Raw genomic sequence first — 23,910 nt, 5'->3', positions numbered from 1 at the left:
ATCATGCCAGCCGTTTCGAGGAATGGCTTGAGCTGCCCGCAAGGCTTTCGGATTTCAGATCTGTACGGAAGTTTTGCAGTTGCGACTGAAGGTGCTCTGCGGGCACCGCCGGGGAACAGATATAACCCTGGATCCCGTCACATTGATGGGTCACGGTCAGTGCCAGTTCACCTGCTGTTTCGGCCCCCTCTGCAATGACGCGCAGCCCCAGACTGCGTCCAAGACGGACAATCGCTTCAAAAAGCTGCTCGCGCTGCGGATGGCTGTCTGCCCCGGAAATGAAGGCGCGATCGATTTTGAGCTCCTGGAACGGTAGACGATGCAGATAATTTAGCGAGGAATATCCTGAGCCGAAGTCGTCCAGCGACAATTGCACCCCAATCTGCTGAAGCTCGGACAGGATATCCAGGACCATTTGTTCCCTGGTGTCGACAAAGACGTTCTCCGTCACTTCCAGACACAGGCAACTGGCCGGCAGCCCATAGGTCTTCAAGGTCTGACGCACTGTCTCGGCAAAACTGGACTGGCGGAATTGCAGCGGTGACACGTTTACCGACACCTGACCGAATTCGAACCCGGCCTGCCGCCACTGCGCTGCCTGTTTGCAGGCTGAATCCAGCACATATCTGCCAAGGTCCAGAATAAGTCCGGTTTTCTCGGCTATCGGAATGAACTCTGCCGGGGGAATGTTGCCGCGTTTTTCGTGAGGCCAGCGGAGTAGGGCTTCCAGGCCGATAAGGCGGCCGTCAGCGGGGCAAACCTGCGGCTGGTAATGCAGAACAAGCTGGCGGGTCTGGAGCGCGGCCCGCAGCAGCGTCTCCGTGAGCATTTCACTCTGGACCCGGTCGTTGAGCGGCGGAGAGAAAAATTCATAGCGTGGGCCTGCATTCCGTTTTGCCGCCCTCAAGGCAAGACCGGCCATGCGGTGCGCTGTTTCCGCATCTTCCGCGTCCCGTGGCAACAAGGCGATGCCAATGCTTGGCTCTACGTGGATTTCACCTTCCTCCATCTGGAAGGGCACGGACAGCATGTCGATTGCCTGCACGGCATAGTCTTCCGCGATTGCGCCCTTACCGTCGAAGGGAAGCAGAATGCAAAAGTCATCGGCCGAGATGCGCGCGATCTGCGCGCTCGGGCCAAAGATGTTGGCAAGCCGGGCGTAGGCCTGTAGCAGGACCCGGTTGCCAACCTGCTGGCCAAAGGTATCGTTGACCTTCGCAAAGCCATTGAAATCCAGATGGATGAGGGATGCAGAAAAGCTTCCGGTTCTGGCCCGTTTCAACGCTTGGCTCAGGTCGAAAAAGTATCTGGAGCGGTTGCCCGCAGTCGTTACCGGATCCGTATAGGCAAGTTTGTGCAACTTGTCCTGAAGGTCTGTAACCTTCTCCAGCCCATGTGCCAGATCACCAATTTCGTCCCGGCGGTCCGTGAAGGGAATACGCTTTGGCTGGAGGCCGGCGGCGAGATCATCCGCTGCCTTTGCCAGTCGTCGCAGGGGCCGCAACTCGAAGTGCAAGAGCAGTCCGCCGATGAGGAGGACGGCAATCAAAATGATGATGGCCGCAGAGGTTATTCGGGTTTTCAGGCGGTTTTCTGCCAGAGACAGGTCGTCCACCCAGCCGACATCGACTGCGAGGGCACCGGCGACCTTGCCGCCTTCGGTGACAATCGGCGTCAGATAGGCGAGGCGAAACCTGCCTTGAACCGGAACGTTACCGGAATAAGGCTGTCCGGCCGAAAGGCTGGCGAAGGCAGGGTGTCCTTCATCGATCGTAACGGCTGGCGGGCTTTGGCCTTCCGGGCCGGGTAATGTGGTCGCAAATTCCTTGAACGTTTTGGTGCTTGCAGACCATCTAAACAGATTGGCTGCGCCCTGATTGGTCTTGCCGATGGTTTCCACCAGCGCCTTCAGCTTTTCGCCCGGTTGGAGCAATTCATCTGCGGTCGCCTCGGAAACGCGTATCAAGGCCGGAGCGCCCGTCCCTGCGAATTCGGGAAGAAGCCTTTCATTCGTTCCATAGCGCAGTATCGAGGCGGCTGCGTGAGCTGCCCGGTCAAGCCTTATGGTTGCGTTTTCCTGAGTGGTTCTGGACAATTCATGATAGGCAAGCCCGGATATCAGCCCGATGCTGCAGAGCACCATGACAAGCAGGGTAATGCTGACCTTGAATGCAAGCGAATGTAGGCCGAGCCGTTTAATTGCACCAAATCCTTGTCAACTTCACGTATAAGGGGCTGGATCGACAATCAGCACGCAAAAGTAATTCTTATTCGCTACGAAATCCTGAACAGGGTCAAGAAATTTGGAGGAATGCAGCCCCCTGACGGCGTCGATTTCGCCTCTGAGGTTCCGGGCTTTGTTTCGGCTACACCTCTGCCGAAAGCGAAGCCAGGCACCGTCGCCGGTCCTCACCAGGCCTGGCATTGATCAAGAGGGGGATGGCGGTCGCTGTCATCTTCCGGGGAACGCGCTCCAAAGCCATTGGAAAATCGGCGGAAAGGCGTTAGGACGAGTGGTTGGTTCGGCAGTTCATGGAAAGGTCGATCTGCACAGTGCTTTTCGGGATGACTGATACTTGATTTCTCTCAGACCAGTTTTGAACGTTCTCGGATTTCTGTATGTCGGCCTGGCAACAGCCATGCTCATTCCGGCAATCGTGGACGTGGCCCAGAAAAACGCTGATTGGCAGGCCTTTGTCTTTTCCGCGCTTCTGACGGGCATGATCGGCATGCTGCTGTCTCTTGCCGTCGGCGGGTCGCTGCGCGAGGGGCTGGATACCCGACAGACGTTTGTTCTCACCACGCTTGCCTGGACCACCTTGCCCGCCTTCGGCGCGTTGCCGTTTCTGTGGCTGGGCATTGGTTATGCCGACGCGGTATTTGAGGCGGTCTCCGGCTTTACCACCACCGGGTCCACCGTTCTGACGGGTATCGACAGTCTGCCTCCGGGATTGCTGGTCTGGCGTTCGCTGATGCAGTGGATGGGCGGTGTCGGTATCATCGTCATGGCCATCGTGCTGCTGCCGTTCCTGAGGATCGGCGGTATGCAGCTTTTCCAGAGTGAGAATTCCGACCGGTCCGAAAAGATCGTCAGCCGCTCGGTTGAACTGATCCGCCTGATCGGGCTTGCCTACCTGTTTCTGACCTTCCTGTGTATCGTCGCCTACCTGATGACCGGCATTGACCTGTTCGATGCCTTCAATCACGCCCTGACCACGATATCGACGGGCGGGTTTTCCACCCACGACCTGTCCTTCGGGTATTTCACCAATCCGGCGTCCGGCTGGGTTGCGATTGTCTTCATGGTCATTGGCGCCCTGCCGTTCGTGCTTATCGTGCAGGCCTTGCGCGGTCATCCGCTCTTGCTCTGGCGCGATCCGCAGGTGAGGGCGCTTCTCGGGTTCCTGGCCGTCGTGGCGATGACGCTGACCGTCTACCTCGGCCTCAATATGCACTTTCCCTTTGACGATGCTCTGCTGAGGGCCACCTTCAACGTGGTCTCCATCGTCACTGGAACCGGCTACGCGCTGGGCGACTATTCGCAATGGGGCGCACCGGTTGTCGGGATAGCGCTGTTGTTGATGTTCGTCGGCGGTTGCACAGGTTCGACCACAGGCGGCATCAAGATTTTCCGCTTTCTGGTGTTCTTCGGGACAGTTCGCGCCCATTTGCGCCGCATGGTACGGCCACACCGGATCATGTCGGAAGAATACGGTGGCACCAGACTGACGCCTGAATTGTCCTTCTCGGTTCTGGCTTTCCTCGTCGTTTACATGGGGTCTGTCGGCATCATCACGGTTGCCTTGTCCTTTTTCGATCTGGATCTGGTCACCGCCATTTCCGCCGCGGCGACTTCGGTTGGCAACGTCGGCCCGGGGCTGGGACCGGTGATCGGACCTGCCGGTCATTTTGCCCCCTTGCCGGACGGCGCCAAGTGGCTGTTGTCCTTTGCGATGCTGGTCGGCCGCCTCGAGCTGTTCACGATCCTTGTCCTTCTTGACCCGGATTTCTGGTCCAAGTGACCCTCCGGCTCACCTGAACCAACGGGGCCGTCCGGCCTCGTTCTGCATGAGAGAGACTTGTCATGAAGTTTTCCACGCCGCTTGTCAGTGGCCGTCTGGTCAAGCGTTACAAGCGCTTTCTGGCCGATGTTGTTCTGGATGACGACGGCGGTGCAATCACGGCGCATTGCGCCAACCCGGGGTCTATGCTCGGTTTGAAGGAACCGGGCGCGCGGGTCTGGCTGTCAACTTCTGACAATCCGAAACGAAAGCTCAAATATTCCTGGGAAGTGATTGAGGCGGACGGCGCTCTGGTGGGGATCAACACGGCGCATCCCAACAAACTGGTGGAAGAGGCGCTTGAGGCAGAGCGTATTGCCGAGCTTGCAGGATATGAAACCCTGCGCCGTGAAGTGAAATACGGCAAGAACTCGCGCATCGACATTCTGCTGGAAGGTTCCGACGGGGCAAAGACCTACGTGGAAGTGAAGAACGTTCACCTGATGCGGGACGCAGGACTTGCCGAGTTCCCCGACAGCGTCACCGCGCGCGGTGCGAAGCATCTCGTGGAACTGAGCGACATGGTGGCCGAGGGCCATCGGGCAGCGATGGTGTTTCTGGTGCAGCGGCCTGATTGCAGCCGGATGAGCCTGGCGGACGATATCGACCCCGCCTATGCGGCAGCCTTTGCCGATGCCAGACGCGCCGGGGTGGAAGTCTTTGCAATCGGCTGCGATGTCCGGCTTGACGGCATCGATGCGGTCAAGCCGGTTGAGATCCTTGTCTGAGTTAAGGTCAGAGGCCCGGTAGCAATCACGCCTGCCTTACGACAATCGGCGTGCCTTTTGGCACACGGTTGTAAAGATCGATGATGTCCTGCTGGAGCAGGCGCACACAGCCTGATGACACGGCCTTGCCGATGGACCAGGTTTCCGACGTGCCATGCAGGCGGTAGAGCGTGTCGCGGTTGCCTTCAAAAATATAGAGCGCCCGCGCACCCAAGGGATTGTCGAGACCTGGCGGCATGCCGTTCCTGTATTTCTCCAGTTCGGGCTGGCGCTCGATCATTTCAGCAGGCGGGGTCCACTTGGGCCAGGCGGCCTTGCGGGCGATGCGCGCACGACCGCCCCAGGCAAACCCCTCCCGGCCGATACCGACGCCATACCGCATTGCCTGGCCGCCCTCCATGGTCAGATAGAGAAACCGGTTGGGCGTGTCGACGATGATCGTGCCGGCAGGTTCGGGAGCGGAGTAGTTGACCAGTTGGCGGTAGTAGACCGGATTGATCTTGGACAGATCGACAGCCGGGATCGGGTAGGGCTCTTCAGGCATTGCCCGGTACATCTGAAGATACTCGGGCGCAATGCGAACAGGCCCACCCGGCCCATTGGATGTGTAGGTGGGGCCTGGAGCAAGTTGCCCGGTTCGCTGACTGGAAGCGCAGCCGGTCACAAGAGCGGCTGCGGCGGAGGCGAGGAACAAACGTCTGGTGAGCATTCCGGTTTCCGAATTGGGCTGAGGTAGGGTGTTTTCCAGAAGAGAACGCACGACAAGCGCCAAAGTTCTGATTTGTCGTGTTTTTTCTCCCGCCAGCCTTAGCTGCCTTAACGGAAAGTTGTTGTGGCCCAGGCGCAAATCGACCGGCCAAACGCGAAGTCTGACCGGTCGATTGTCGAATTATCAGAAGATGTTCCGAGCACGCGGAACAGTTGCTGGACCTTACCGCAGAGCGTGGTTCAGCCCGCCGTTTCCTTGGCAAGTGGCGGCTGAAACTGCCAACCCATGTCCCATGGGAAGTAGATCCAGGTATCCTGCGAAACTTCAGTAATGAAAGTGTCGACCATGGGCACGCCGACCGGCTTTGCATAAACGGTCGCGTAATGCGCCTTCGGCAGCATCTCGCGAACAACCTTCATGGTCTTGCCGGTGTCGACCAGATCATCGATGACCAGAACACCGCTGCCTTCGCCGTCCTCCAGATCGACGACCTTGGGATCGACCGGCTTGATGACCTTGAGCGACCCCTGGCTGTCGTAATCATGATAGGAGGCAATGCAGACGGTTTCGATCGTGCGGATGCCGAGTTCGCGTGCAACGATGCCGGCCGGTACCAGTCCGCCACGGGTGATGCAGACGATGGCTTTCCATTTGCCTTCGCTCGACAGGCGCCATGCCAGAGCGCGGGAATCTCTGTGAAACATGTCCCAGGACACAGGGAATGCTTTGTTTTGGGCTGGGTTTTCCATTTCTAGTCCTTCAGATTATCCCGATAGGTCTGCGACTGCTTCGGCCACATCCTTTTTCGCGGCCATCAGTATGGCTTCGTCACGCGAGCGGATTACGATTTGTGTGCTGAACTTGCCGTCCGTTGCTCTCGGATAGGAGCCGATCAAGGTTTGCGGATGTGCGTCCTGAATGGCGGCGAGGCGCTCGGCGATACGGCTCTCGGGCATGTCGGCCGCAACCGTTTCGGACAGCATCTTCTTGCCGGTCTTCAGGTCAGGTGCGAGTGCGTCCATCATCGCCTGCATGATGGAGGGAACGCCTGCCATGACGTGGACATTCTCCATTCGGAAGCCGGGGGCCTTGGAGACCTTGTTTTCAATGAGGTCGGCACCTTCCGGAATCCGGGCCATCCGTTGACGGGCCGGAGTGAATTGTCCCGGCGGGTAATGGGGTTCCATGATGGCGACGGCGCGCGGATCGAGGTTCAGGGGCACCCCGAACGCTTCAGCGATGCTTTCCGCAGTGATGTCGTCGTGAGTCGGGCCGATGCCCCCGGAGGTGAACACGTAGTCGTAACGTGCCCGCAGCGCGTTGACCGCACCGACAATTTCCGGTGTTTCGTCCGGGACGATACGGACTTCCTTCAGGTCGATACCGAGCGCTGTCAGGTAATCGGCGAGAAAGCCGATGTTCTTGTCCTTCGTGCGGCCGGACAGGATCTCGTCACCGATGACCAGAAACGCAGCCGTTACGACGTCATCTGCCCTCTGACCGGTCATCTTCGCACTCCCTGACACATGGATGGGGATTGGCTTTATCCCAGCTTGAGGCTGGGCTCAAGCGAAAGCGGGCTTATTGCCCAGGAGTCCAGCCATAAATATCGTCGAACCGGGCGGCGAGGCTTTCCGGTTTCGACAGACGCAGGACGGTGTCGCGGGCAAAGGCCATCGCGCCGCCGTAGTGAAACGTGCGGGCATTCTTGAAGGAAATGCCCTGGATATGCTGAACCCTATGTTTGCGTTGCCGCTCGAAGGCCCTGAACGCAGCGGGAATGTTATCAACGTCTTGCGGCATATGCTGCGCCAGCACCGCGGCATCTTCTATGGACATTGCGGCGCCCTGGGCCATGAACGGCAGCATGGCATGCGCAGCATCACCGATCAGCGCAATGTTGCCATGGGTCCAGGGACCCGCGGCGCTCACGCTGCAAAGCGCCCATTTCAACCAGGTTTCAGGGATTGTCAGCAGGTTGCGAACTTCTGTCGGCCAGTCCCGGAAGATCTTCAGAAGAGTTTCCTTGTCGGCCTTTGCAGACCAGGTTTCGTCCTTCCAGGATTCCTGGACAAGCCCGACGATGTTGAGTTCCCGTCTGCCGCGAACCGGATAATGCACCAGATGGGCGCTCTTGTGGAACCACAGGCCCGCATCCCGCTGCCAGCGCTCAGGAACTGCATCGATCGGTACCGTTGCCCTGTAGGCGACCTGGCCGCTGAAATGTGCATCTTCATGCCCGGGAATGAGCCGACGGGTTTTGGACCAGACACCGTCTGCACCGATAAGTGCCTTGCAATGCAGGTTTCCGGTGATCTCGTCATCCTGGAAAATGCAGACAAGGTGGTCGTAGGGAGTGGATTCCAGATCGAGCACTTCGCTGGAAAGGCGGATGGAAATACCTTCGGTGGCTTTCACCCGGTCCAGCAGAACGCGCTGCAGATCTGCCCGGTGGATTTCCCAGAAGGGATAGCCGTGACGCTCCTTCAGGAAAGTGCCCATGCTGACCCTGGCCAGCTCGTCTCCGGATTTTGCCGACCAGATTTTCACAAAATCGGGGGCATATGCGAAGGGGGCCAGATCTTCCAGAAGACCAAGCTGGTCCAGCACGGAGCAGGCATTGGGCGAAAGCTGCAGACCGGCGCCAACTTCCGACAGTTGCCGCGCCTTGTCTATAAGGACGATCTCATGACCTTGAGCGCGCAGGCTGAGGGCGGCCGTGAGACCGCCGATGCCGGCCCCGGCAATGATGATCGGAAGCCCGATCTCGCCATTGTTGCTCATGCACAGACCAATAATTTATGCGGCAGCGGGTGCCCAGGTGCAGTCTGAAGGCGAGGATTCGGTTGCCCGCAGCGTCGCATCGAACTTGTAGAGCGTGGAACAATAGGGGCAGACCACTTCGTTCTCACTGCCCATGTCCAGAAACACATGCGGGTGATCAAACGGAGGATTTGCGCCGATGCACATGAATTCTCGTGCGCCTATGGCCACCGAATCGTGTCCGCTGGAGTTCTGGAAATGCGGGACGACATGATCCGCCATGTTGAAATTCCTCTGTCTCTAAAGGTTGGGACCCCGATAGCAAATTTTGAGGACCATATCCATTTGTAAAATATATGGGTAGACCCGTATTCTGCGATCCACAAGCGCAGGCCGCCTTCACCTGAAGCGGGAATGGGGCTTTACCTTCGCAGCCTAAACCTCTTACTCTACCTTGCAATTAGGTATTCCGTTTACGTAAAGGTTAAAGTCTCAGATGCCGCAATTCGAGTTCGACGGTGTGAGGATCGCTTATCAGGATAAAGGCGAGGGCGACCCTATCCTGCTGATCCACGGGTTTGCATCCAACAAGCAGGTGAACTGGCAGTATCCCGGTTGGGTCGACCTGCTGGTGGATGATGGCAGGCGTGTGATCACCATCGACAATCGCGGCCATGGAGACAGCCAGAAGTTCTACGATCCGGCCGCCTATGGCGCGCCCGTGATGGCAGAGGACGCCAAGCGCCTGCTTGATCATCTGAACATCGAACGCGCCGACGTCATGGGCTACTCCATGGGAGCGAGGATTTCCGCATTTCTGACCCTCAATCATCCGGGCAGGGTTCGGCGCGCGATCTTCAGCGGCCTTGGCTACGGCATGATTTCCGGTATCGGCGATCCGGAGCCGATCGCAACTGCGCTTGAGACCGACCGCATTCAGGATGTGTCCGACCGCACAGGGCGGGCCTTCAGGGCTTTTGCGGAGCAGACAGGATCTGACCGGCGGGCCCTGGCTGCCTGTATGCGTTCCTCACGACAGAAAATCAGCGAGGAAGATGTCGCGCGCATCGAGCGACCCGTTCTGATTGCCGTTGGCACGAAGGATGACATTGCCGGGTCGCCGCACAAGTTGGCGTCATTGATCCCGCATGCGGAGGTTCTCGAGATCCCGGGCCGCGATCACATGGTTGCTGTGGGGGACAAGGTTCACAAACAGGGCGTTCTGGCGTTCCTGAACAATGTTGAAGCGTAAGGTTTGACGCCGCCGCACAACGCCCTGACAGGCGTTTAGCGAAGGTGATCGGGCATCGAGGGAGGTTGCATGGGGCCGAAGCGTGTTGAAATGCTGGGGGCGGAGAAGAACAGTCTGGTTGCAGACCGCTACGGACTGGGCGACCTGCCGGTGATCATGCTCCACGGTGGCGGCCAGACGAGGCATTCCTGGGACGGAGCGGCGCGCAGGATCGCGGACCTCGGCCACCCGGTCTATTCGCTCGATCAGCGCGGGCACGGAGAGAGTGACTGGGTTGCCTCCGGCAATTACACATTCGACGATTTCGCCAAGGACCTGGTTGCCGTCACACGGCAGGTTGAAGCCCTGCATAAGGCCCGACCGGTTGTCGTCGGTGCGTCGCTGGGTGGCTTTGCCGGCATGCTGGCGGAAGGGCAGGAAAACACCGGTGGCCTGTCGGCACTGGTGCTGGTCGACATCACGCCGCGGATCGATATGGGCGGAGTTGCCAAGATCCTGGGTTTCATGGGCGACAGGGTCGATGATGGCTTTGCCGACGTGGAAGAGGCCGCCGATGCGATTGCCCGCTATCTGCCAAACCGCTCCCGGCCGAAGGACCTGTCCGGCCTCTCTAAAAATCTTCGTCTCCATGCCGATGGCCGGTATCGTTGGCACTGGGACCCGGCGTTCCTGAAGTCCAAACATCATCAGGATGACGCTATGGCGGCGGAAAGCCAGCAACGCATGCTGGCAGCGGCCGGCAATCTGTCGCTGCCGGTTTTGCTGATCCGGGGACAGAATTCCGAATTGGTTTCGATGGACCATGTGCGCGAATTTCAGGCGCAGGTCCCCCACGCGAAATTCACGGATATCCGCGACGCCGGCCACATGGTTGCCGGTGATCGCAATGACGTGTTCGCCGGGGCCGTAGAAGACTTCCTGATCGCGCTGAAATCCGACGCGGCCATGGCCTGAGACTGGTTGGGTAAACAATCACCGACAGACATGTGTCTCGCGGCCGCGCGCGAAAAAAGAGTCGTTTCAACTGTCTGGTCCGAAAGGTTCAGAGGTTGATTCAAGCTTGTTTCACGGCGTCGGGCGCTGTCAGTTGCCGGTAAACACTGGTGCTCTTTTTTCCAGAAAGGCCCTGCAGCCTTCGCGATAGTCAGCGCTGTCGATGCAGGCCTGTGCGTTGACGAGGTCGAGGGCTGCATCTGTCTGATCGCCGGGTTGCGCAAGCCTGTTGATCGCCTGCTTTGCTGCCTTCAGAGACAGAGGTGCATTGGCGCACAGAGCTGCACTCAGCGCTTCGATGCGATGGTTCAGCTCACTGTCTTCCACCACTTCGTTGACGAGGCCCATGTCGAGCGCCTTTTCCGCCGTCAGTCGCTCGGCCGAAAACAGCAGTCTCTTGGCGTTGGAGGGCGAAACAGCTTCCAGTAGATCGCCGAGCGCTTCGGGCGGATAGGCAAGGCCGAGCCGGGCTGCGGGAATGGCGAAGAAGGCAGAGCGTGTTGCGATACGCAGGTCACAGGCGAGTGCGATGCCCAGGCCGCCGCCAAGGCAGGGGCCTTCGATTGCCGCAATGACCGGAATCGGCAGAACCTTCAGAGCCTTGAAGGCCGCGACGTTAATGTCGTCATAGTATTTGGCGGCTTCCGGTGTGGAGCGGATGGCTTCGAATTCCGATATGTCGGCCCCTGCGCAAAAGCTTTTGCCTCCAGCGCCGCGCACAATGCAAACCCGCATGACAGGATCCTGCGCCAGTTCGGCTAGCACGGCCGGGATTGCCTGCCAGGCGGCGAGCGGCAGGGCGTTTTTCCTGTCCGGTGAGTTCAGCACAAGTTCTGCAATCTGACCGCTGCGAACCACCATGGGGTTGCCGGAAGTGGCTGTTTGGGACGTTTGCGTAGGCATGACTTAACCTCAAAATACGATTCAGTTCGCAAGGTGCTGAAAATCTTCGGGTATCAGGGTTCATTCGAGACAGTCATATCTGATATCAGGAAGTTTGATTTGGGAAAATCAGACGACAGTCCTATTTTAAGGGCCACTCGTGACGGCTTGAAAAGGAGACAGGCCATGTCAGCACCGATCGGCAAGACCGGTTTGAAAGAAGTTCCGACGCATGATCCGGTCTGGCATCAGTTGCGGGATGAAGCACAAGCGATGGTCGTGGCAGAGCCGGCCCTGTCGTCCTTCGTTTATGAAACGGTTCTGAATCACGACAGCCTGGAAGAGGCCGTGGTTCATCGCCTTGGCGACCGGCTGGGCCGGGACATCGTTTCCGCATCGCTGATCCGCCAGACCTACCTTGAAGCGCTGGCCGACGAGCCCGAGCTGGCTAAGATCTTCCGCGTCGACATTGTTGCCGTCTTCGACCGCGATCCGGCATGCTTCCGTTTCCTGGAGCCCGTGCTTTACTTCAAGGGCTTTCATGGATTGCAGACGCACCGGTTGGCAAACTGGCTCTGGCGCCGGGGGCGCAAGGATTTTGCGCTTTATCTGCAAAGCCGTTGCTCGGAAGTTTTCCAGATCGATATCCATCCGGCTGTTCCCGTCGGGCAAGGTATCTTCATCGATCATGGCACGGGGATCGTCGTTGGCGGGACCGCCGTGATCGAAGACGATGTCTCGATCCTGCAGGGGGTGACCCTTGGCGGCACAGGCAAGGAAGATGGCGACCGTCATCCGAAAATCCGCCGTGGAGTCCTGCTCGGGGCAGGGGCCAAGGTGCTGGGCAATCTGGAAATCGGTCATTGCTCACGCATTGCGTCGGGATCGGTCGTGCTTCAGGACGTGCCTGCGAACACCACTGTTGCCGGGGTTCCTGCCAAGATCGTCGGAAAAGCAGGATGCGCAGAACCGGCCCGCAGCATGAATCAGCTACTGGGCGATTATGGCGGTCAATCGAATTGAAATTCCGGTTTCAGGAAGACGGGGAAAGCTTGCGGAAGGGCTTTGGCATTTCCGTTTGCTCCTGTAGGGTCCGCGCCAGAATGATGCTGAAAGAAAAGAGCAGGAGAGCGCCGTGAAACCCGATGAGATCCGAAAGATCGAAGCCTATCTGCGTTTGAAGTTCGAGAACAAGAACATCAAGGTGCAGGCCCGTCCGCGCAAGGACGACTCTGCGGAGGTTTATATCGGCGATGAATTCATCGGCGTCATCTTTCGGGATGATGAGGATGAAGACCTCAGCTGGAACTTCCAGATGGCAATCCTGGAAATCGACCTGGACGAAGTCTGAGCTTCAGACTTTCGATCGCGACATGAAAAAGGCGGCTCCCTTGGGAAGCCGCCTTTTTCATGCTCTGTCCAATCGGACGAACCCGGTTATTTGATCTGATAGCCTTCAATGCTGGCAACGACGTCCGCGTCCAGACGGCGCCAGTCAGGTAAAAGCGACTGATCGAAGCTGTAGCGCAGCTCCAGGCCGGAGGCGAACACGATTGCGCGATGACAGCGAGCCTTTCCGGAAGAGGAGTCTTTCCGGCAGCGAACGATAAAGCCGTTCTGCACGGTCGGGTCGTAGGCAATGATATCGGTTGCCGGGGCGCGGCGCGCAGACAATGTCAGCACCTTCAGGCCTGCGGGGCCTCTCTTCTCGCCGCCCCGTGCCAGGCGCCTGTAGAACGGATCAAGCCTCGCCCGCAAACTTTCCCGGCCTGGATTGCTCTCGAGGTCGACCTGGATTTTTACCGGATACTTCCAGCCTTTATCGCCGTCATCTGATTTGCCGGGAGACCAGTCAAGGTTCAGCCGCAGGGTGGCAAATTCAGCGTCTCCCCCAAGGGCCTGCCGTTTCTGAAAGGCTGTCGCGATCAGGTTAAGAGGCAATTCAAAGCGTGTCGGGCCAATGGCAAAGTGTACAGGCTGGTCTTGTCTGACGCTTGCCTCAGCAGGCCAGCCGAACGACCACGTGTAGACCTTGCCGGCTATGTGAGCCGTGCCCAGTACGCACATTGCCAAAGCCAGCCATGTGAAGTGGCGGGGATCCGTCCTGATTGGCCCTGGCAAGGAGACGGGTATCACGACTTCAGCCCCTTGGTTCGTGTGCGCTTTTCTGGGACAGAGTGTCCAGAAACGGCACAGGTGTCTCGCAAAGGGAAGGTGTCAATGCCGCTCCAGGTGGTTTAATTGCGGGGATTCGGCGCATTTGCCATTCCGGCACGGTCTTTGCTCTTGATCCTTTATGAATTCTTAATCACTTTCCGCAGGAAACAGTTAATAAGGGGTTAACGGGCGTGCTGTTCAATCTTCTAATCGTTGGATACATCGCATGCGCCGGATTTGTAGCGTCGGGTGTGCTGGGTAGTCTTTATCAGTTGATCACGAAGCAGCCGCCGAAGTTCGCCGTAGACGGCGAGGGGCTCCTGTCGTTTCTTGCAGGTATGTTCCTGTGCGTGTTCGCCGGACCCTTCATCATCATGCGCAATGCCATCCGTGGACGCAGGATCGAAAAGCGGCCGGTGGGCTGGCTGGTTGCCTCTTCCACCATCGCCGGTATGTGGAGCATGTGTTCCGGTGTAATGGTGATCAACGTCGCCCTGATTATGATCGGTTACATCTGAGGTTTCATGCCTGTCTTCGCTCTTGATGGACGTTCGCCCGTTTTTCCTGAAAACGATGAATACTGGATCGCGCCGAATGCAACGCTGATCGGCGATATCATCCTGCATGAAGCGGCAAGTGTCTGGTTCAACGCGGTTCTGCGCGGTGACAACGAGCCGATTACCGTCGGCATGCGCTCCAATGTGCAGGATGGCTGCGTCTTCCACACGGACATGGGCTTTCCATTGACCATCGGGGCCAATTGCACGATCGGACACAAGGCCATCTTGCATGGCTGCACGATCAAGGACAATTCGCTGATTGGCATGGGGGCGACCGTCCTCAACGGTGCTGTCATCGGCTCCAACTGCATCATTGGAGCGAATGCCCTTATCGCTGAAGGCAAGGAAATTCCGGACAATTCACTTGTGGTGGGCGTGCCAGGCAGGGTGGTGAAGACACTGCCGCTGGAAGCGGCGAACGGTATTGCGAATTCCGCTGACGGCTACGTGCGGAACTGGCGCCGTTTCAAGTCCGGACTGCGCGAACTCTGATCCCTACTGGCGCGTTCCTCTCGAACAGCCCTTCGACTTGCCTGAAAAGGCGGGAACCGACCTGCGGGGGGCGCTGGTCGGTTCCCTGGATCCGGTCGTGGTAGGGATGGGGAGGGTGGGGACGCGACCGGATCGTCCTAGAGGCCGGCTGACGCCGGACCAATCCCAATCCTAGTTGGACACGCTACTGACGGTGGTCACACGCGTGTCGGAGATGCCTGTCCACTGCACGGGCGAGCTGGCGGACTGACGCTTGATGTAGCGGTAGGGGGTCGAGTACCAGGGCAAGACCGCCTCGATCTGGTTGTCGAGGATCATGTCGCCATGGTCGGTCCGAACCGTCAGCACTGCGTGTCCCGAATTCTGCGTGTCCTTGGCGACGGTGATGAGCAGGGCACTCTTGGGCCAGCCGGCCTCCATCAGCACGCGTTGTTTCTCAAGGACATATTCCTCGCAGTCGCCATAACCGTTTACCGGATACGTCCAGTACTCTTCCTTGCCGAAGAGATCCTGATCGGTCATCGGGCGAATCCGGTGATTGACTTCCTTGTTGACGGCAATGAGTTCGTTCCAGCGGGTTTCGTCCAGCTTCACGACAACCGCCTTATATTTTTCCTTCGGACACGCCCAGGCGTTGTCGCGGCAGAATTGCTCATAGCCGACCGGCGGTTTGACGACCGTCCTCATGTCCATGAAGCGACCGGGATCTGCCTGTGCAATCGATCCCATGACAGTGCACGACAGTAAAATTACAGATGCGAGTACAGTTCTGTGAAGTAATTTCATCGTAACGCCCTCCCCAAGGCTGACGCAACGATGACGGAATGATTTTTACTTGGGGAAAATCTCCAAAGTAAAACTCTATCTGTATTTTAAAGGTGTTTGATCTTAATTTTATCGTTATTTGAATTTACTTTGATTCAAGTTAGAAGAAAACTTTCATAAAATTTGATCTATCCTCTAGAAGTCTCTGAAATATATGGATTTTGGCGCTAATCAGGTGGCTGAAACTGGGCTTTAAACTAGTCACATGGCGAGCCGAAACAGGCATTTTTTCGCACTCTGGGGGTGGGAAAAGGCAGCGAAAATTTTTTGAATTTTTTTGGATGGGAGCAGTCTGAGAAGGAGATCTGTCGCCCGAAACGCCGAGTAGAAACAAAAAGACCCGGCTGAAGCCGGGTCCGTCAACATGGTACGCAACCACTTGCGGCAGACAGGAAAGCGCCTGTCAGCTTTCTTCTGATGACGATATGTGGTGTTCCAGCAATTCGCGGCTCTGCACGGCTGCAAATTCGACAGCAATGCCACCTTCAATGCGTCGAATGACACGCGCCTGCATCTTTCCGAGCGTGATCGGGTCGCCCATTTCCGGAACGATATCCGTCGCGATAGCTGCACCGGACAGGGACACATCTATTATCCGGCAGACATGCTCCGAGCCGTCTGGCAGGATCATCTTGGTCATCGGATTTTTGGGAACGAAACGGTCGTGGCGCCGGTCTTCGGGAAGATTGAGCTCATCCCGGTTTGCGAGCCAGGTGAGAACGTTGGCGATCTTGTCACGTTTGCGCACAGTGTTGCGCAGCTCGACTGCAAAGCCACCATCGATGAGGCGGGAGATCGTGCCTTCGACGCGGCTTAAATGGTCGAGGTAGGCAATCACGCGTTCACCGACCCTGCCGGTGACGGGTGTAATCATGGCCATGCCGCCTGGCGACATGTCGACGACCTGACAGGGATATTCACGCCGGTCTTCCAGCATGAAGCGGCCCAGAATATTGACCTGGACACGTTGATGGCGCCGGCGGTCAGTGACTTGAAGCGATCTGCTTCCTTCGGTTGCTGTTGCCACTCCGGCGCTCATGCCCATTTTATCCAAAACGATGCGGAAATCGCACTGTCCCCGGCTGAGATGCGATTCAAAAGACGTCTGTTAATGCACTTTAGGTAGCTGGGGTTAACGATGTGTAAGAGTGTAGCCCAGAAGCGGCTCAGGTCCAGACTTGGCGTGGATAAAAATGCGGGCGTGGCCAATATGCCGGTATTTCCAGAGGATAGACGCCTTTAGGCGAAAGAAATCGGGAGTAAAAGTCCGGAAGGTCCTTCTTATTTCATCCTGAAACGTCTGCAAATTGACGAAGGGGCAACACACATCGGCCCGACTGATTCTCAGCCGGGCCGATGTCGTTGTGCAAACGGGGAAACTACAGCGCCAGATGCGCGGTTCGCGTCAGGACTTCCCGCCCGAATAGACGGTCAGATGTCCGACCTTGCGCTCCGCACCGGTCGGCAGGGGCGGCGTCGGCATGGCCATGCCTTCGGCCGTGAAGCGCGGCAGGATCGGATTGAGTGTCGCTGCCGGAGAATCCACGAAATAGGGCCGCTCATCCGGCCAGACCAGGCGAAGGCTGCTGACGGACTGGCTCAAAATGGGATGCAGGCCGATCCAATAGGGTTTTTCCATGGGGGTACAGCTGCCCAGCACCCGGATCCTGCCTTCGCCGGGAACGTTCAGCGGAACCAGCAACATTTCCATTTGCAGGATCTGTCCGCGTTCCGTGTGGCCATTGATGCCGATCACGGCGGCAGCGGCGTCTTCGGTTATGGCGGCAAGCAGGCTTTCCAGCGCCTCACGGTCTTTCACGTTCCAGCCGCGCAGGAAGTTGCGGCCCTTGAGCTCCCGGCAATGCGCGGAACACAGACGCGTTCCGGCCAGGCGGTAGCGCACGTCCTTCGGGCCATTCGTTTCGAGAATGAAAGTGTCGCCGAGCAGGCCACGGATTTCACCCGGATCGACTTCGCTGCGGTTCGGCGCGGGGCGGGCGCCGCGAAGATTGTCCCAGTAGTTGTAAAGAGTTTGCGTTACGCCGTGTTTCATCTGGTTCGCCTCTTTCCCATTCTTGCGCCCGGTGTTTCGTCTCAAGACAGTGTCTGTTTCAAAACGGGACGAAAATGTTTCCCTGTTGGTTTTTGAGCTCTACAAAGCAGGGGGCGTGCCAAGTGCTGGCGGATCGAAAGTGAACAGTCAGGCCGGGAATTAAGGTTAATTTTCAGTAAAGCTTGTTTTGCGGCATTTGGGCTGGCAGCTTAACAATCAGTTCATACAAACAGCGGGTGGGAGGAACCTGGTGTTGCAGGTCAGGCCGCGGGCCGATAGGACAGCCGCCAAAAGCTGCCTCGGCAAAACAAGCGCCGACCAGAGTGAACAATTGTCCTGAACGGGCGTCGTGGGGACGCGACCGGTTTTGGGGGGCATCGCAAAGCGCTGGCAACCTTCTGGGTGGCCGGCGCTTTGTATTTTCCGAGCCCTTTGGGCAAGGGAACCGGCAAATCAAATTCACCATTTCCCGGTTTCCCGGCATCCGGCGGTCGAACCACTCTTGTTTTGTCTTCGATCTGGCTTAGAAGAAAGACACGAAAGGCAGAGGATCCATGAACGTTTACCGCATCGATGAAGAACGCGCCCGGCGCGAGCAAGCCCAGAAGGAAAAGCGTCCTCAACGGCCGTCCGGTCCGCCTGTCTTCAATTTGCCGAGCGTCATTGTCTGGCTGAGCGGAATTCTGATTGCGATCCATGTTCTGCGGGAAATGATCCTTCCGGTGAACCTGTCCAATCTGATCGTGGAGCTGTTCGCCTTCTGGCCGGTGAAATACGCCTATTTCAGCAGCCTGCCGCCGCTGGATCTCGTCTCCAGCCTCTGGGCCTTCGTCACCTACAGTCTGCTGCATGGCGGTGCCATGCATATTATTTTCAACCTGCTCTGGATGGTGATTTTCGGCAGTGCTGTCGCCAGACGGTTTGGTGCCGGACGCTTTCTGGTGTTTTCGGCAGCCTGTTCGGTTGGGGGCGCGTTTGCTCACCTTGCGACCCATTGGGGCGAGGGGGCACCGATGATCGGTGCGTCGGCTGCCATCTCCGGCCAGATGGCGGCCGCCATCCGTTTCGTGTTCGAGCGCGGAGGGCCGCTAGGGGCAATCCGCAACAACGATCCGACCGCCTATTTCGTTCCGGCTCAATCCCTGTCGGAATGCCTGCGCGACCGGCAGGTTCTTGTCTTTGTTGCTGTGTGGTTCGGGCTCAACCTGTTCTTCGGCCTGATGAGCGGGCCCATCGCGGGGCAACCGGCCAGTGTTGCCTGGCAAGCCCATATCGGCGGCTTCGTCGCAGGCCTTGCTCTGTTTCCGTTCTTTGACCCGGTGCCGCAGCGGCGGAATTCCTGAAGTCAGGCTCAAGAGCCCACTAGACGCAACGTCAATAGTTTGCGCGGCCAGATTTTTTTGCCATGATACCTTCAAGACTGGAGGGCGTCCTGCCGGATTCGGATGGACGTCCGGCGCCAGTTGGTGCGAAGGTGGTCGAGTAGCCGGATAAACTCTTTGCGGAGACCGGTTGGGAGACTGCATTCAGGTCGATCAACTGTAGACGTTTGATCGCTTCCGATTGAGCGTCGGTTGATCAGGTCCGGTAAAACGGACCGATTGATGCCATGGGAGGTGATTGAATGACCGTAGCCGCAATCCTGAGTGGGAAGGGCCACGAAATTATCACAGCGCGCAGCGACGCGTTGCTCAGCGAAATTTGTGAAACCCTGGCAAAACACAAGATCGGTGCTGTGGTTGTCTCCGATGATGATGGTGCCGTGAATGGGATTGTATCAGAGCGGGACATCGTTCGTGTCATCGGTACACAAGGTGTGTCCGCGCTGAAAACGCCGGTTTCCAGTGTCATGACCAAAAAGGTTATTACCTGCACCGAAGAGAACAACATCAACGAAGTCATGGCCCACATGACGCAGGGCAGATTCCGCCACATGCCCGTCGTGAAAGACGGAAAACTGACCGGAGTGATCTCCATCGGTGACGTCGTGAAATTCAAGATTGCGCAGGTTGAGCTCGAAGCAGAGCAGATGCGCAGCTACATCACGATGGCTTGAGCGAAGCTGCTTTCGAACCATGACATCCCGGCGCGTGCGAAACGCGGCCGGGGTGATCAACTGAGAAACTATTGATAATCTCCGGCAGGGTTCCGACCTGCTTCAGCTCTTGCCGTAAACCTCGTCGGGATCATAAACCCGTTCGGTTTCAACGCGCTCCAGACGCACCGGGCCATCGCTGCTCCTTACGGTTCTTCTGTAAAAGCAGGAGCGGTATCCCACGTGGCAGGTAGCGCCGTTTCCAGCGACTGAAACCTTCAGCACCAGGGCATCCTGATCGCAATCGGTGAGGATCTCGTGCACGGTCTGGATCTGGCCGGAGGTTTCACCCTTTTTCCAGTAACTTTGCCGCGACCGGCTCCAGTACCAGGCTTCGCCGGTCTCGATTGTCCGCTTCAGGGCTTCGGCGTTCATATAGCCCACCATCAGCACTTCGCCTGACGTCACATCGGTGACGACAGCCACAATCAGGCCGTCCCGGTCGAATTTCGGCATCATCAGGTCGCCGTTTTCGACCGTTTGCTTGTCGGTGCGTTCAGTCAGGTGAGTGTTGCACATGGGGGGAAAGCCCTTGCCGTCTTTTTTGAACGCAAGGGCTGGAAAGTCAGGCGCCCTTGCTGCGCACCAGAGACATGAATTTCGCCTGCTCGGCAGGATCGTCCTGGAAAACGCCGGTGAACTGGGTGGTGATCGTGGAGACACCGGGTTTCTGGACACCGCGCATGGTCATGCACTGGTGTTCGGCTTCCAGCATCACGGCCAGGCCACGCGGAGCCAGCGCGTCGTCAATGACCGATACGATCTGCGCAGTCAAGTTTTCCTGCGTTTGCAGACGCTTGGCATAGATGTCGACAACGCGTGCCAGTTTTGAAAGCCCGACCACGCCTTCCGCCGGATAATAGGCGATATGCGCCTCGCCGATGAAAGGCAGCATGTGGTGTTCGCAATGGGAATGGAACGGGATGCCGCGCACAAGGACAATGTCCTTGTAGCCGCCCACGTCTTCGAATGTCCTGGCCAGATGCTCTGCCGGATCTTCAAAGTAGCCGCCGTAAAGCTGGCTCAGCGCCTTGACCACGCGTTTGGGTGTTTCCACCAGACCTTCACGGTCCGGGTCGTCGCCGGTCCAGGCCAGAAGCGTTCGCACTGCAGCTTCAGCTTCTTCACGGCTAGGCCGTTGCAATTGATCCGGTGTCTTTCTTTCGAATGTTGTTTCTACCGGCTTGAGGACAGCGTCCATGGGGATCCTCGCAATTTTACCCTTGTCACTCGTCATACGGCGCTCACTGATGCACAGATCAGACGGCTCGGGCTTTCAAGCCGCGGACCATTATCATACTCCATACAAAAAGCGAACGCGCAGTTTCTGAGTGGGAAGAGCCGGTTTCCAACCTGCATGCGACATGCGAGAAACCAACTGCGACCACTCTGCCCCTTGCGAATTTGCTGTGGCATCTGATGTATATATAGGAAAGCAGTGCGCCATCAATGTGTCGCGCGTCACAGGCTTTCACGAAGAGGCGAGTTATGCTTGACGACATTTACAATGCGAAGATCCTCGACTTCGCCGGAAACATCCCGCGGGTGGGTCGTCTCGACCAACCGGACGCCAGCGCGAAAGCCCATTCCAAACTTTGTGGATCGACCGTGATTGTGGATCTTTGCATGAAAGACGGAGTGGTCACGGACTTCGCTCATGACGTCAAAGCCTGTGCGCTTGGCCAGGCATCCTCCTCGATCATGGCCCGGAACATCATCGGCGCAAGCGGGGCTGAACTGCGCGAGGTCCAGAAATCAATGCGCGCAATGCTGAAGGAGGGCGGCGACGCACCTTCTGGTCGTTTTGAAGATCTGAAGTTTCTGGAACCGGTGCGCGAATACAAGGCCCGGCACGCGTCAACGATGCTGACGTTCGATGCCGTTGTCGATGCGCTCGATCAGATTGAAGCCAAGAAAAAGGCAGACGGTGCCGCGGCATGAAGGCGCTCGCCGCAGATTGCGTTGGCCCTGCGCTGTGGCGCGTTGGCAATGGCGGGGCGGAAATGAATGTCTTGAAGACAGGAGCGGCCAATACTCGGCGAGATTGGATGATGGCCAAACTATCCTCTTCCGGATGGCATTCGAACGTTGCCTTTGAACATCGATAATGTGCAATAGCCACGGCCCCAAAAACACACCTCAAAACCGGCTTGGCCCAGGCGGGATGATCGCAATCGCCCTGATCTGGGTCTACCGTCATTCCCTGTCTCTCTTCATGGGGCGCACCTGCCGCTATGCGCCGACCTGTTCGGACTATACCGAGCAGTCCATCCGCCGCTTTGGCTTCTGGGCTGGAGGCTGGATCGGCCTGTCACGTGTTCTCAGATGTAACCCTTGGGGGGCTTCCGGTTTCGACCCGGTCCCGGACGCCTTGCCGCCGGATGCACGCTGGTTTTTGCCATGGCGTTACGGTCATTGGACCGGCAAGCACATTCCGCGGGAACACCGGTTGGACTGAGCGCTGTATCAACCAGTTGTTGACCTGACGTTAGGTCAATGCAACGCTTGCTTCTCATGCCAGTAGGCGGAGGGAAGAATGAGCGTACGCGACTTCCATTTCATAATGATCAAGCCAACTCATTATGACGACGATGGCTACCCGATCCAGTGGCTTCGTTCTGCGATACCGTCCAACACACTTGCCAGTCTGAACGGACTGGCAGAAAACGCGCGGAACCGTGAGGTGCTCGGAACGGGCGTCCGCATCCATCTTCACACCTTTGATGAAACCAACAAACGGGTTCGTCCGGACAAGATCGCCCGGCAAATCCGAAAAGCGGGCGGATCTGCGCTTATTGCGCTGGTCGGAGTTCAATCAAATCAGTTTCCGCGCGCCGGCGACCTTGCGCGCACTTTCCTGAAGCAAGGCCTTCCGGTTGCCATCGGCGGGTTTCATGTCTCCGGCTGCATTTCCATGCTCGATGAAATGCCGGAAGAAATGGTGCAGCTGCAAAAGGAAGGGGTCGTCTATTTTGCCGGCGAGGCCGAGGACGGGCGGTTGGACGATATCTTCCGCGATGCGTTTTCTGGAGATCTGAAGCCGCTCTACAACTTCATGGCGGATTTACCATCGCTGGAGGGGGAGCCGACACCGATCCTGCCTTCCCAGCACATTCGCTTCACGGCCGGATCGCATTCCAGTTTCGATCTTGGCCGCGGCTGTCCGTTCCAGTGTTCCTTCTGCACGATCATCAACGTGCAGGGCCGCAAGAGCCGGTTTCGGTCAGCCGATGATCTGGAGCAGATCATTCGCGACAACGTCGCGCAGGGCATCGACCGCTTCTTCATCACCGACGACAATTTCGCCCGCAACCGGGAATGGGAACCCCTCTTCGACCGCCTGATCCGCTTGAGGGAGCAGGAGAACTTCGACATCAAGTTCATCATCCAGGTGGATACGCTCTGCCACCGGATTGACGGTTTCATCGAGAAGGCGACGCGGGCCGGGGTGAACCGGGTTTTTATAGGTCTGGAAAATATCAATCCGGACAACCTGCTTGCTGCCAAAAAGCGGCAGAACAAGATCACCGAATACCGCGAGATGCTGCAGAAATGGCGGGCGCACGGGGCGACCACCTATGCCGGTTACATCATCGGGTTTCCAGGGGATACGAAAGAGTCGGTCCTTCATGACGTCGAGATCATCAAGAAAGAGCTTCCTCTCGATCTGCTCGAGTTCTTCTACCTGACGCCATTGCCGGGCTCCGAGGATCACAAGGTGCTGCTCGACAAAGGCATCTGGATGGATCCCGATCTCAACAAGTATGACCTCAATCACCGGGTGAACCATCACCCGAAAATGAGCGACGAGGATTGGGAGGACGCCTATCGGCAGGCCTGGGCGAGTTATTATTCAGATGGCCACATCGAGACGGTGCTGCGCCGGGCCGCTGCACACCGCAAGGGCCGTCCGGGCAACAAGCTGTTCCTGATGATGTGGTTCAAGCTGATGGTCGAATGCGAGGGCGTTCATCCGCTGGAGGGCGGTTATTTCCGCCTGAAATTCCGAACCGACCGACGCGGTGGCCTGCCGCTTGAAAATCCGCTTGCCTTTTATCCGCGCTATCTGGCCGAAATCGTCGCCAAACATTGGATCTATCTGTCCGCCGTCTGGCGGGTTTACCGGATCTACCGGAAGGTCAAGGCATCGCCTGACAGACGGACCTATTCCGACCTTGCCATCGCGCCGATGAACCGGAGCGAAGAGGAGGATCTGGCGATGATCCGGGAAACGCGTGGAGGTACGGAAGCGGTTGCCAAACAGCTTCGCGACGCAGCGCTCTCCAAGGCCGGTAAGGATCGAGCGAAGGCGGCTACGGCCTTGTGAGTGGGATGCAGGT

General features: G+C 57.7%; 26 protein-coding genes. 13 read left to right on the top strand and 13 right to left on the bottom strand.

Annotation, left to right across the window (positions count from 1 at the left end; genetic code table 11):
• Position 1 precedes the first annotated feature (1 nt).
• A complete protein-coding gene (locus tag AC2A6O_RS11790) occupies positions 2–2,143 on the bottom strand; it encodes a putative bifunctional diguanylate cyclase/phosphodiesterase (protein ID WP_498927206.1) in 2,142 nt (713 codons plus the stop codon).
• Between the two features lie 454 nt (positions 2,144–2,597).
• On the opposite strand from AC2A6O_RS11790, the gene AC2A6O_RS11785 reads away from it, so the two are divergent.
• Together AC2A6O_RS11785 and sfsA are read left to right on the top strand one after the other, a co-directional pair.
• Positions 2,598–4,022 carry a TrkH family potassium uptake protein gene (locus AC2A6O_RS11785; protein ID WP_148587321.1) on the top strand — a complete coding sequence of 475 codons (1,425 nt, stop codon included), beginning with the start codon at positions 2,598–2,600 and terminating at the stop codon, positions 4,020–4,022.
• A gap of 62 nt (positions 4,023–4,084) precedes the next feature.
• Positions 4,085–4,789: a DNA/RNA nuclease SfsA gene (sfsA, locus tag AC2A6O_RS11780; protein WP_498927204.1), complete on the top strand. Its 705-nt coding sequence runs from the start codon at positions 4,085–4,087 to the stop codon at positions 4,787–4,789.
• A 25-nt stretch (positions 4,790–4,814) separates the two neighbouring features.
• On the opposite strand, the gene AC2A6O_RS11775 is transcribed toward sfsA, so the two are convergent.
• The 5 genes from AC2A6O_RS11775 to AC2A6O_RS11755 form a co-directional block, all read right to left on the bottom strand.
• Positions 4,815–5,498: a L,D-transpeptidase gene (locus AC2A6O_RS11775; RefSeq protein ID WP_498927202.1), complete on the bottom strand. Its 684-nt coding sequence runs from the start codon at positions 5,496–5,498 to the stop codon at positions 4,815–4,817.
• Positions 5,499–5,737: 239 nt separating this feature from the next.
• Entirely contained in the window at positions 5,738–6,247 is a 510-nt protein-coding gene (gene gpt / locus AC2A6O_RS11770; protein ID WP_148586528.1) for a xanthine phosphoribosyltransferase, read from the bottom strand.
• Positions 6,248–6,262: 15 nt separating this feature from the next.
• Positions 6,263–7,006 carry a competence/damage-inducible protein A gene (locus AC2A6O_RS11765; protein ID WP_498927199.1) on the bottom strand — a complete coding sequence of 248 codons (744 nt, stop codon included), beginning with the start codon at positions 7,004–7,006 and terminating at the stop codon, positions 6,263–6,265.
• 73 nt (positions 7,007–7,079) lie between these two features.
• The gene (locus tag AC2A6O_RS11760) at positions 7,080–8,282 is read right to left on the bottom strand and encodes an FAD-dependent monooxygenase (protein WP_498927197.1); all 1,203 of its coding nucleotides are present in this window, start codon (positions 8,280–8,282) and stop codon (positions 7,080–7,082) included.
• 15 nt (positions 8,283–8,297) lie between these two features.
• Positions 8,298–8,543, bottom strand: a complete 246-nt coding sequence (locus AC2A6O_RS11755) for a zinc-finger domain-containing protein (protein ID WP_498927195.1) — start codon at positions 8,541–8,543, stop codon at positions 8,298–8,300.
• Positions 8,544–8,757: 214 nt separating this feature from the next.
• On the opposite strand from AC2A6O_RS11755, the gene AC2A6O_RS11750 reads away from it, so the two are divergent.
• Both AC2A6O_RS11750 and AC2A6O_RS11745 read left to right on the top strand, forming a co-directional pair.
• Positions 8,758–9,513, top strand: coding sequence for an alpha/beta fold hydrolase (locus AC2A6O_RS11750; RefSeq protein ID WP_148586532.1), 756 nt, complete (start codon positions 8,758–8,760; stop codon positions 9,511–9,513).
• 69 nt (positions 9,514–9,582) lie between these two features.
• Positions 9,583–10,467 carry an alpha/beta fold hydrolase gene (locus tag AC2A6O_RS11745; RefSeq protein WP_498927193.1) on the top strand — a complete coding sequence of 295 codons (885 nt, stop codon included), beginning with the start codon at positions 9,583–9,585 and terminating at the stop codon, positions 10,465–10,467.
• 129 nt (positions 10,468–10,596) lie between these two features.
• On the opposite strand, the gene AC2A6O_RS11740 is transcribed toward AC2A6O_RS11745, so the two are convergent.
• Positions 10,597–11,409, bottom strand: coding sequence for an enoyl-CoA hydratase-related protein (locus AC2A6O_RS11740; protein WP_498927191.1), 813 nt, complete (start codon positions 11,407–11,409; stop codon positions 10,597–10,599).
• 165 nt (positions 11,410–11,574) lie between these two features.
• Between AC2A6O_RS11740 and cysE the strand changes: the two genes are divergently transcribed.
• Both cysE and AC2A6O_RS11730 read left to right on the top strand, forming a co-directional pair.
• Positions 11,575–12,411 (top strand): serine O-acetyltransferase, encoded by an 837-nt coding sequence (gene cysE / locus AC2A6O_RS11735; RefSeq protein WP_148586535.1) that lies wholly within the window; start codon positions 11,575–11,577, stop codon positions 12,409–12,411.
• A 112-nt stretch (positions 12,412–12,523) separates the two neighbouring features.
• Complete coding sequence (locus AC2A6O_RS11730; protein WP_148586536.1) at positions 12,524–12,739, top strand: DUF3126 family protein; 216 nt, start codon at positions 12,524–12,526, stop codon at positions 12,737–12,739.
• Positions 12,740–12,825: 86 nt separating this feature from the next.
• Here AC2A6O_RS11730 and AC2A6O_RS11725 read toward each other — a convergent pair whose 3' ends face one another.
• A complete protein-coding gene (locus tag AC2A6O_RS11725; RefSeq protein WP_498927189.1) occupies positions 12,826–13,455 on the bottom strand; it encodes a hypothetical protein in 630 nt (209 codons plus the stop codon).
• Between the two features lie 281 nt (positions 13,456–13,736).
• On the opposite strand from AC2A6O_RS11725, the gene AC2A6O_RS11720 reads away from it, so the two are divergent.
• Positions 13,737–14,063: a DUF6949 family protein gene (locus tag AC2A6O_RS11720; protein WP_498927187.1), complete on the top strand. Its 327-nt coding sequence runs from the start codon at positions 13,737–13,739 to the stop codon at positions 14,061–14,063.
• 6 nt (positions 14,064–14,069) lie between these two features.
• Positions 14,070–14,597 carry a gamma carbonic anhydrase family protein gene (locus AC2A6O_RS11715; protein ID WP_498927185.1) on the top strand — a complete coding sequence of 176 codons (528 nt, stop codon included), beginning with the start codon at positions 14,070–14,072 and terminating at the stop codon, positions 14,595–14,597.
• Positions 14,598–14,768: 171 nt separating this feature from the next.
• On the opposite strand, the gene AC2A6O_RS11710 is transcribed toward AC2A6O_RS11715, so the two are convergent.
• The 3 genes from AC2A6O_RS11710 to AC2A6O_RS11700 all read right to left on the bottom strand — a co-directional run bounded on the left by AC2A6O_RS11710 (position 14,769) and on the right by AC2A6O_RS11700 (position 17,475).
• On the bottom strand, positions 14,769–15,326 hold the full coding sequence (locus AC2A6O_RS11710; RefSeq protein WP_286192745.1) for a transglutaminase-like cysteine peptidase: 558 nt from the start codon (positions 15,324–15,326) through the stop codon (positions 14,769–14,771).
• Positions 15,327–15,825: 499 nt separating this feature from the next.
• Positions 15,826–16,461, bottom strand: coding sequence for a PilZ domain-containing protein (locus tag AC2A6O_RS11705; RefSeq protein WP_148586541.1), 636 nt, complete (start codon positions 16,459–16,461; stop codon positions 15,826–15,828).
• A 366-nt stretch (positions 16,462–16,827) separates the two neighbouring features.
• Positions 16,828–17,475 (bottom strand): PAS domain-containing protein, encoded by a 648-nt coding sequence (locus tag AC2A6O_RS11700; RefSeq protein WP_148586542.1) that lies wholly within the window; start codon positions 17,473–17,475, stop codon positions 16,828–16,830.
• Positions 17,476–18,029: 554 nt separating this feature from the next.
• Between AC2A6O_RS11700 and AC2A6O_RS11695 the strand changes: the two genes are divergently transcribed.
• Both AC2A6O_RS11695 and AC2A6O_RS11690 read left to right on the top strand, forming a co-directional pair.
• On the top strand, positions 18,030–18,818 hold the full coding sequence (locus AC2A6O_RS11695; RefSeq protein ID WP_148586543.1) for a rhomboid family intramembrane serine protease: 789 nt from the start codon (positions 18,030–18,032) through the stop codon (positions 18,816–18,818).
• A 281-nt stretch (positions 18,819–19,099) separates the two neighbouring features.
• On the top strand, positions 19,100–19,531 hold the full coding sequence (locus tag AC2A6O_RS11690; protein ID WP_148586544.1) for a CBS domain-containing protein: 432 nt from the start codon (positions 19,100–19,102) through the stop codon (positions 19,529–19,531).
• Between the two features lie 102 nt (positions 19,532–19,633).
• On the opposite strand, the gene hisI is transcribed toward AC2A6O_RS11690, so the two are convergent.
• Complete coding sequence (hisI, locus tag AC2A6O_RS11685) at positions 19,634–20,089, bottom strand: phosphoribosyl-AMP cyclohydrolase (protein WP_498927181.1); 456 nt, start codon at positions 20,087–20,089, stop codon at positions 19,634–19,636.
• 46 nt (positions 20,090–20,135) lie between these two features.
• Positions 20,136–20,771 (bottom strand): GTP cyclohydrolase I FolE, encoded by a 636-nt coding sequence (gene folE / locus AC2A6O_RS11680; protein ID WP_148586546.1) that lies wholly within the window; start codon positions 20,769–20,771, stop codon positions 20,136–20,138.
• A 287-nt stretch (positions 20,772–21,058) separates the two neighbouring features.
• Here folE and AC2A6O_RS11675 point away from each other — a divergent pair, with 287 nt between their 5' ends.
• The 3 genes from AC2A6O_RS11675 (at position 21,059) to AC2A6O_RS11665 (ending at position 23,897) form a co-directional block, all read left to right on the top strand.
• Positions 21,059–21,511: an iron-sulfur cluster assembly scaffold protein gene (locus AC2A6O_RS11675; protein ID WP_498927179.1), complete on the top strand. Its 453-nt coding sequence runs from the start codon at positions 21,059–21,061 to the stop codon at positions 21,509–21,511.
• Positions 21,512–21,734: 223 nt separating this feature from the next.
• A complete protein-coding gene (yidD, locus tag AC2A6O_RS11670; RefSeq protein WP_205514254.1) occupies positions 21,735–22,028 on the top strand; it encodes a membrane protein insertion efficiency factor YidD in 294 nt (97 codons plus the stop codon).
• Between the two features lie 78 nt (positions 22,029–22,106).
• Positions 22,107–23,897, top strand: a complete 1,791-nt coding sequence (locus AC2A6O_RS11665) for a B12-binding domain-containing radical SAM protein (protein WP_498927177.1) — start codon at positions 22,107–22,109, stop codon at positions 23,895–23,897.
• Positions 23,898–23,910 lie beyond the last annotated feature (13 nt).

The organism is Labrenzia sp. ATLA3, from assembly GCF_057180185.1.
Note: the sequence above shows the minus strand (reverse complement) of the source record. Positions and strands in the feature narration are given on the sequence as shown.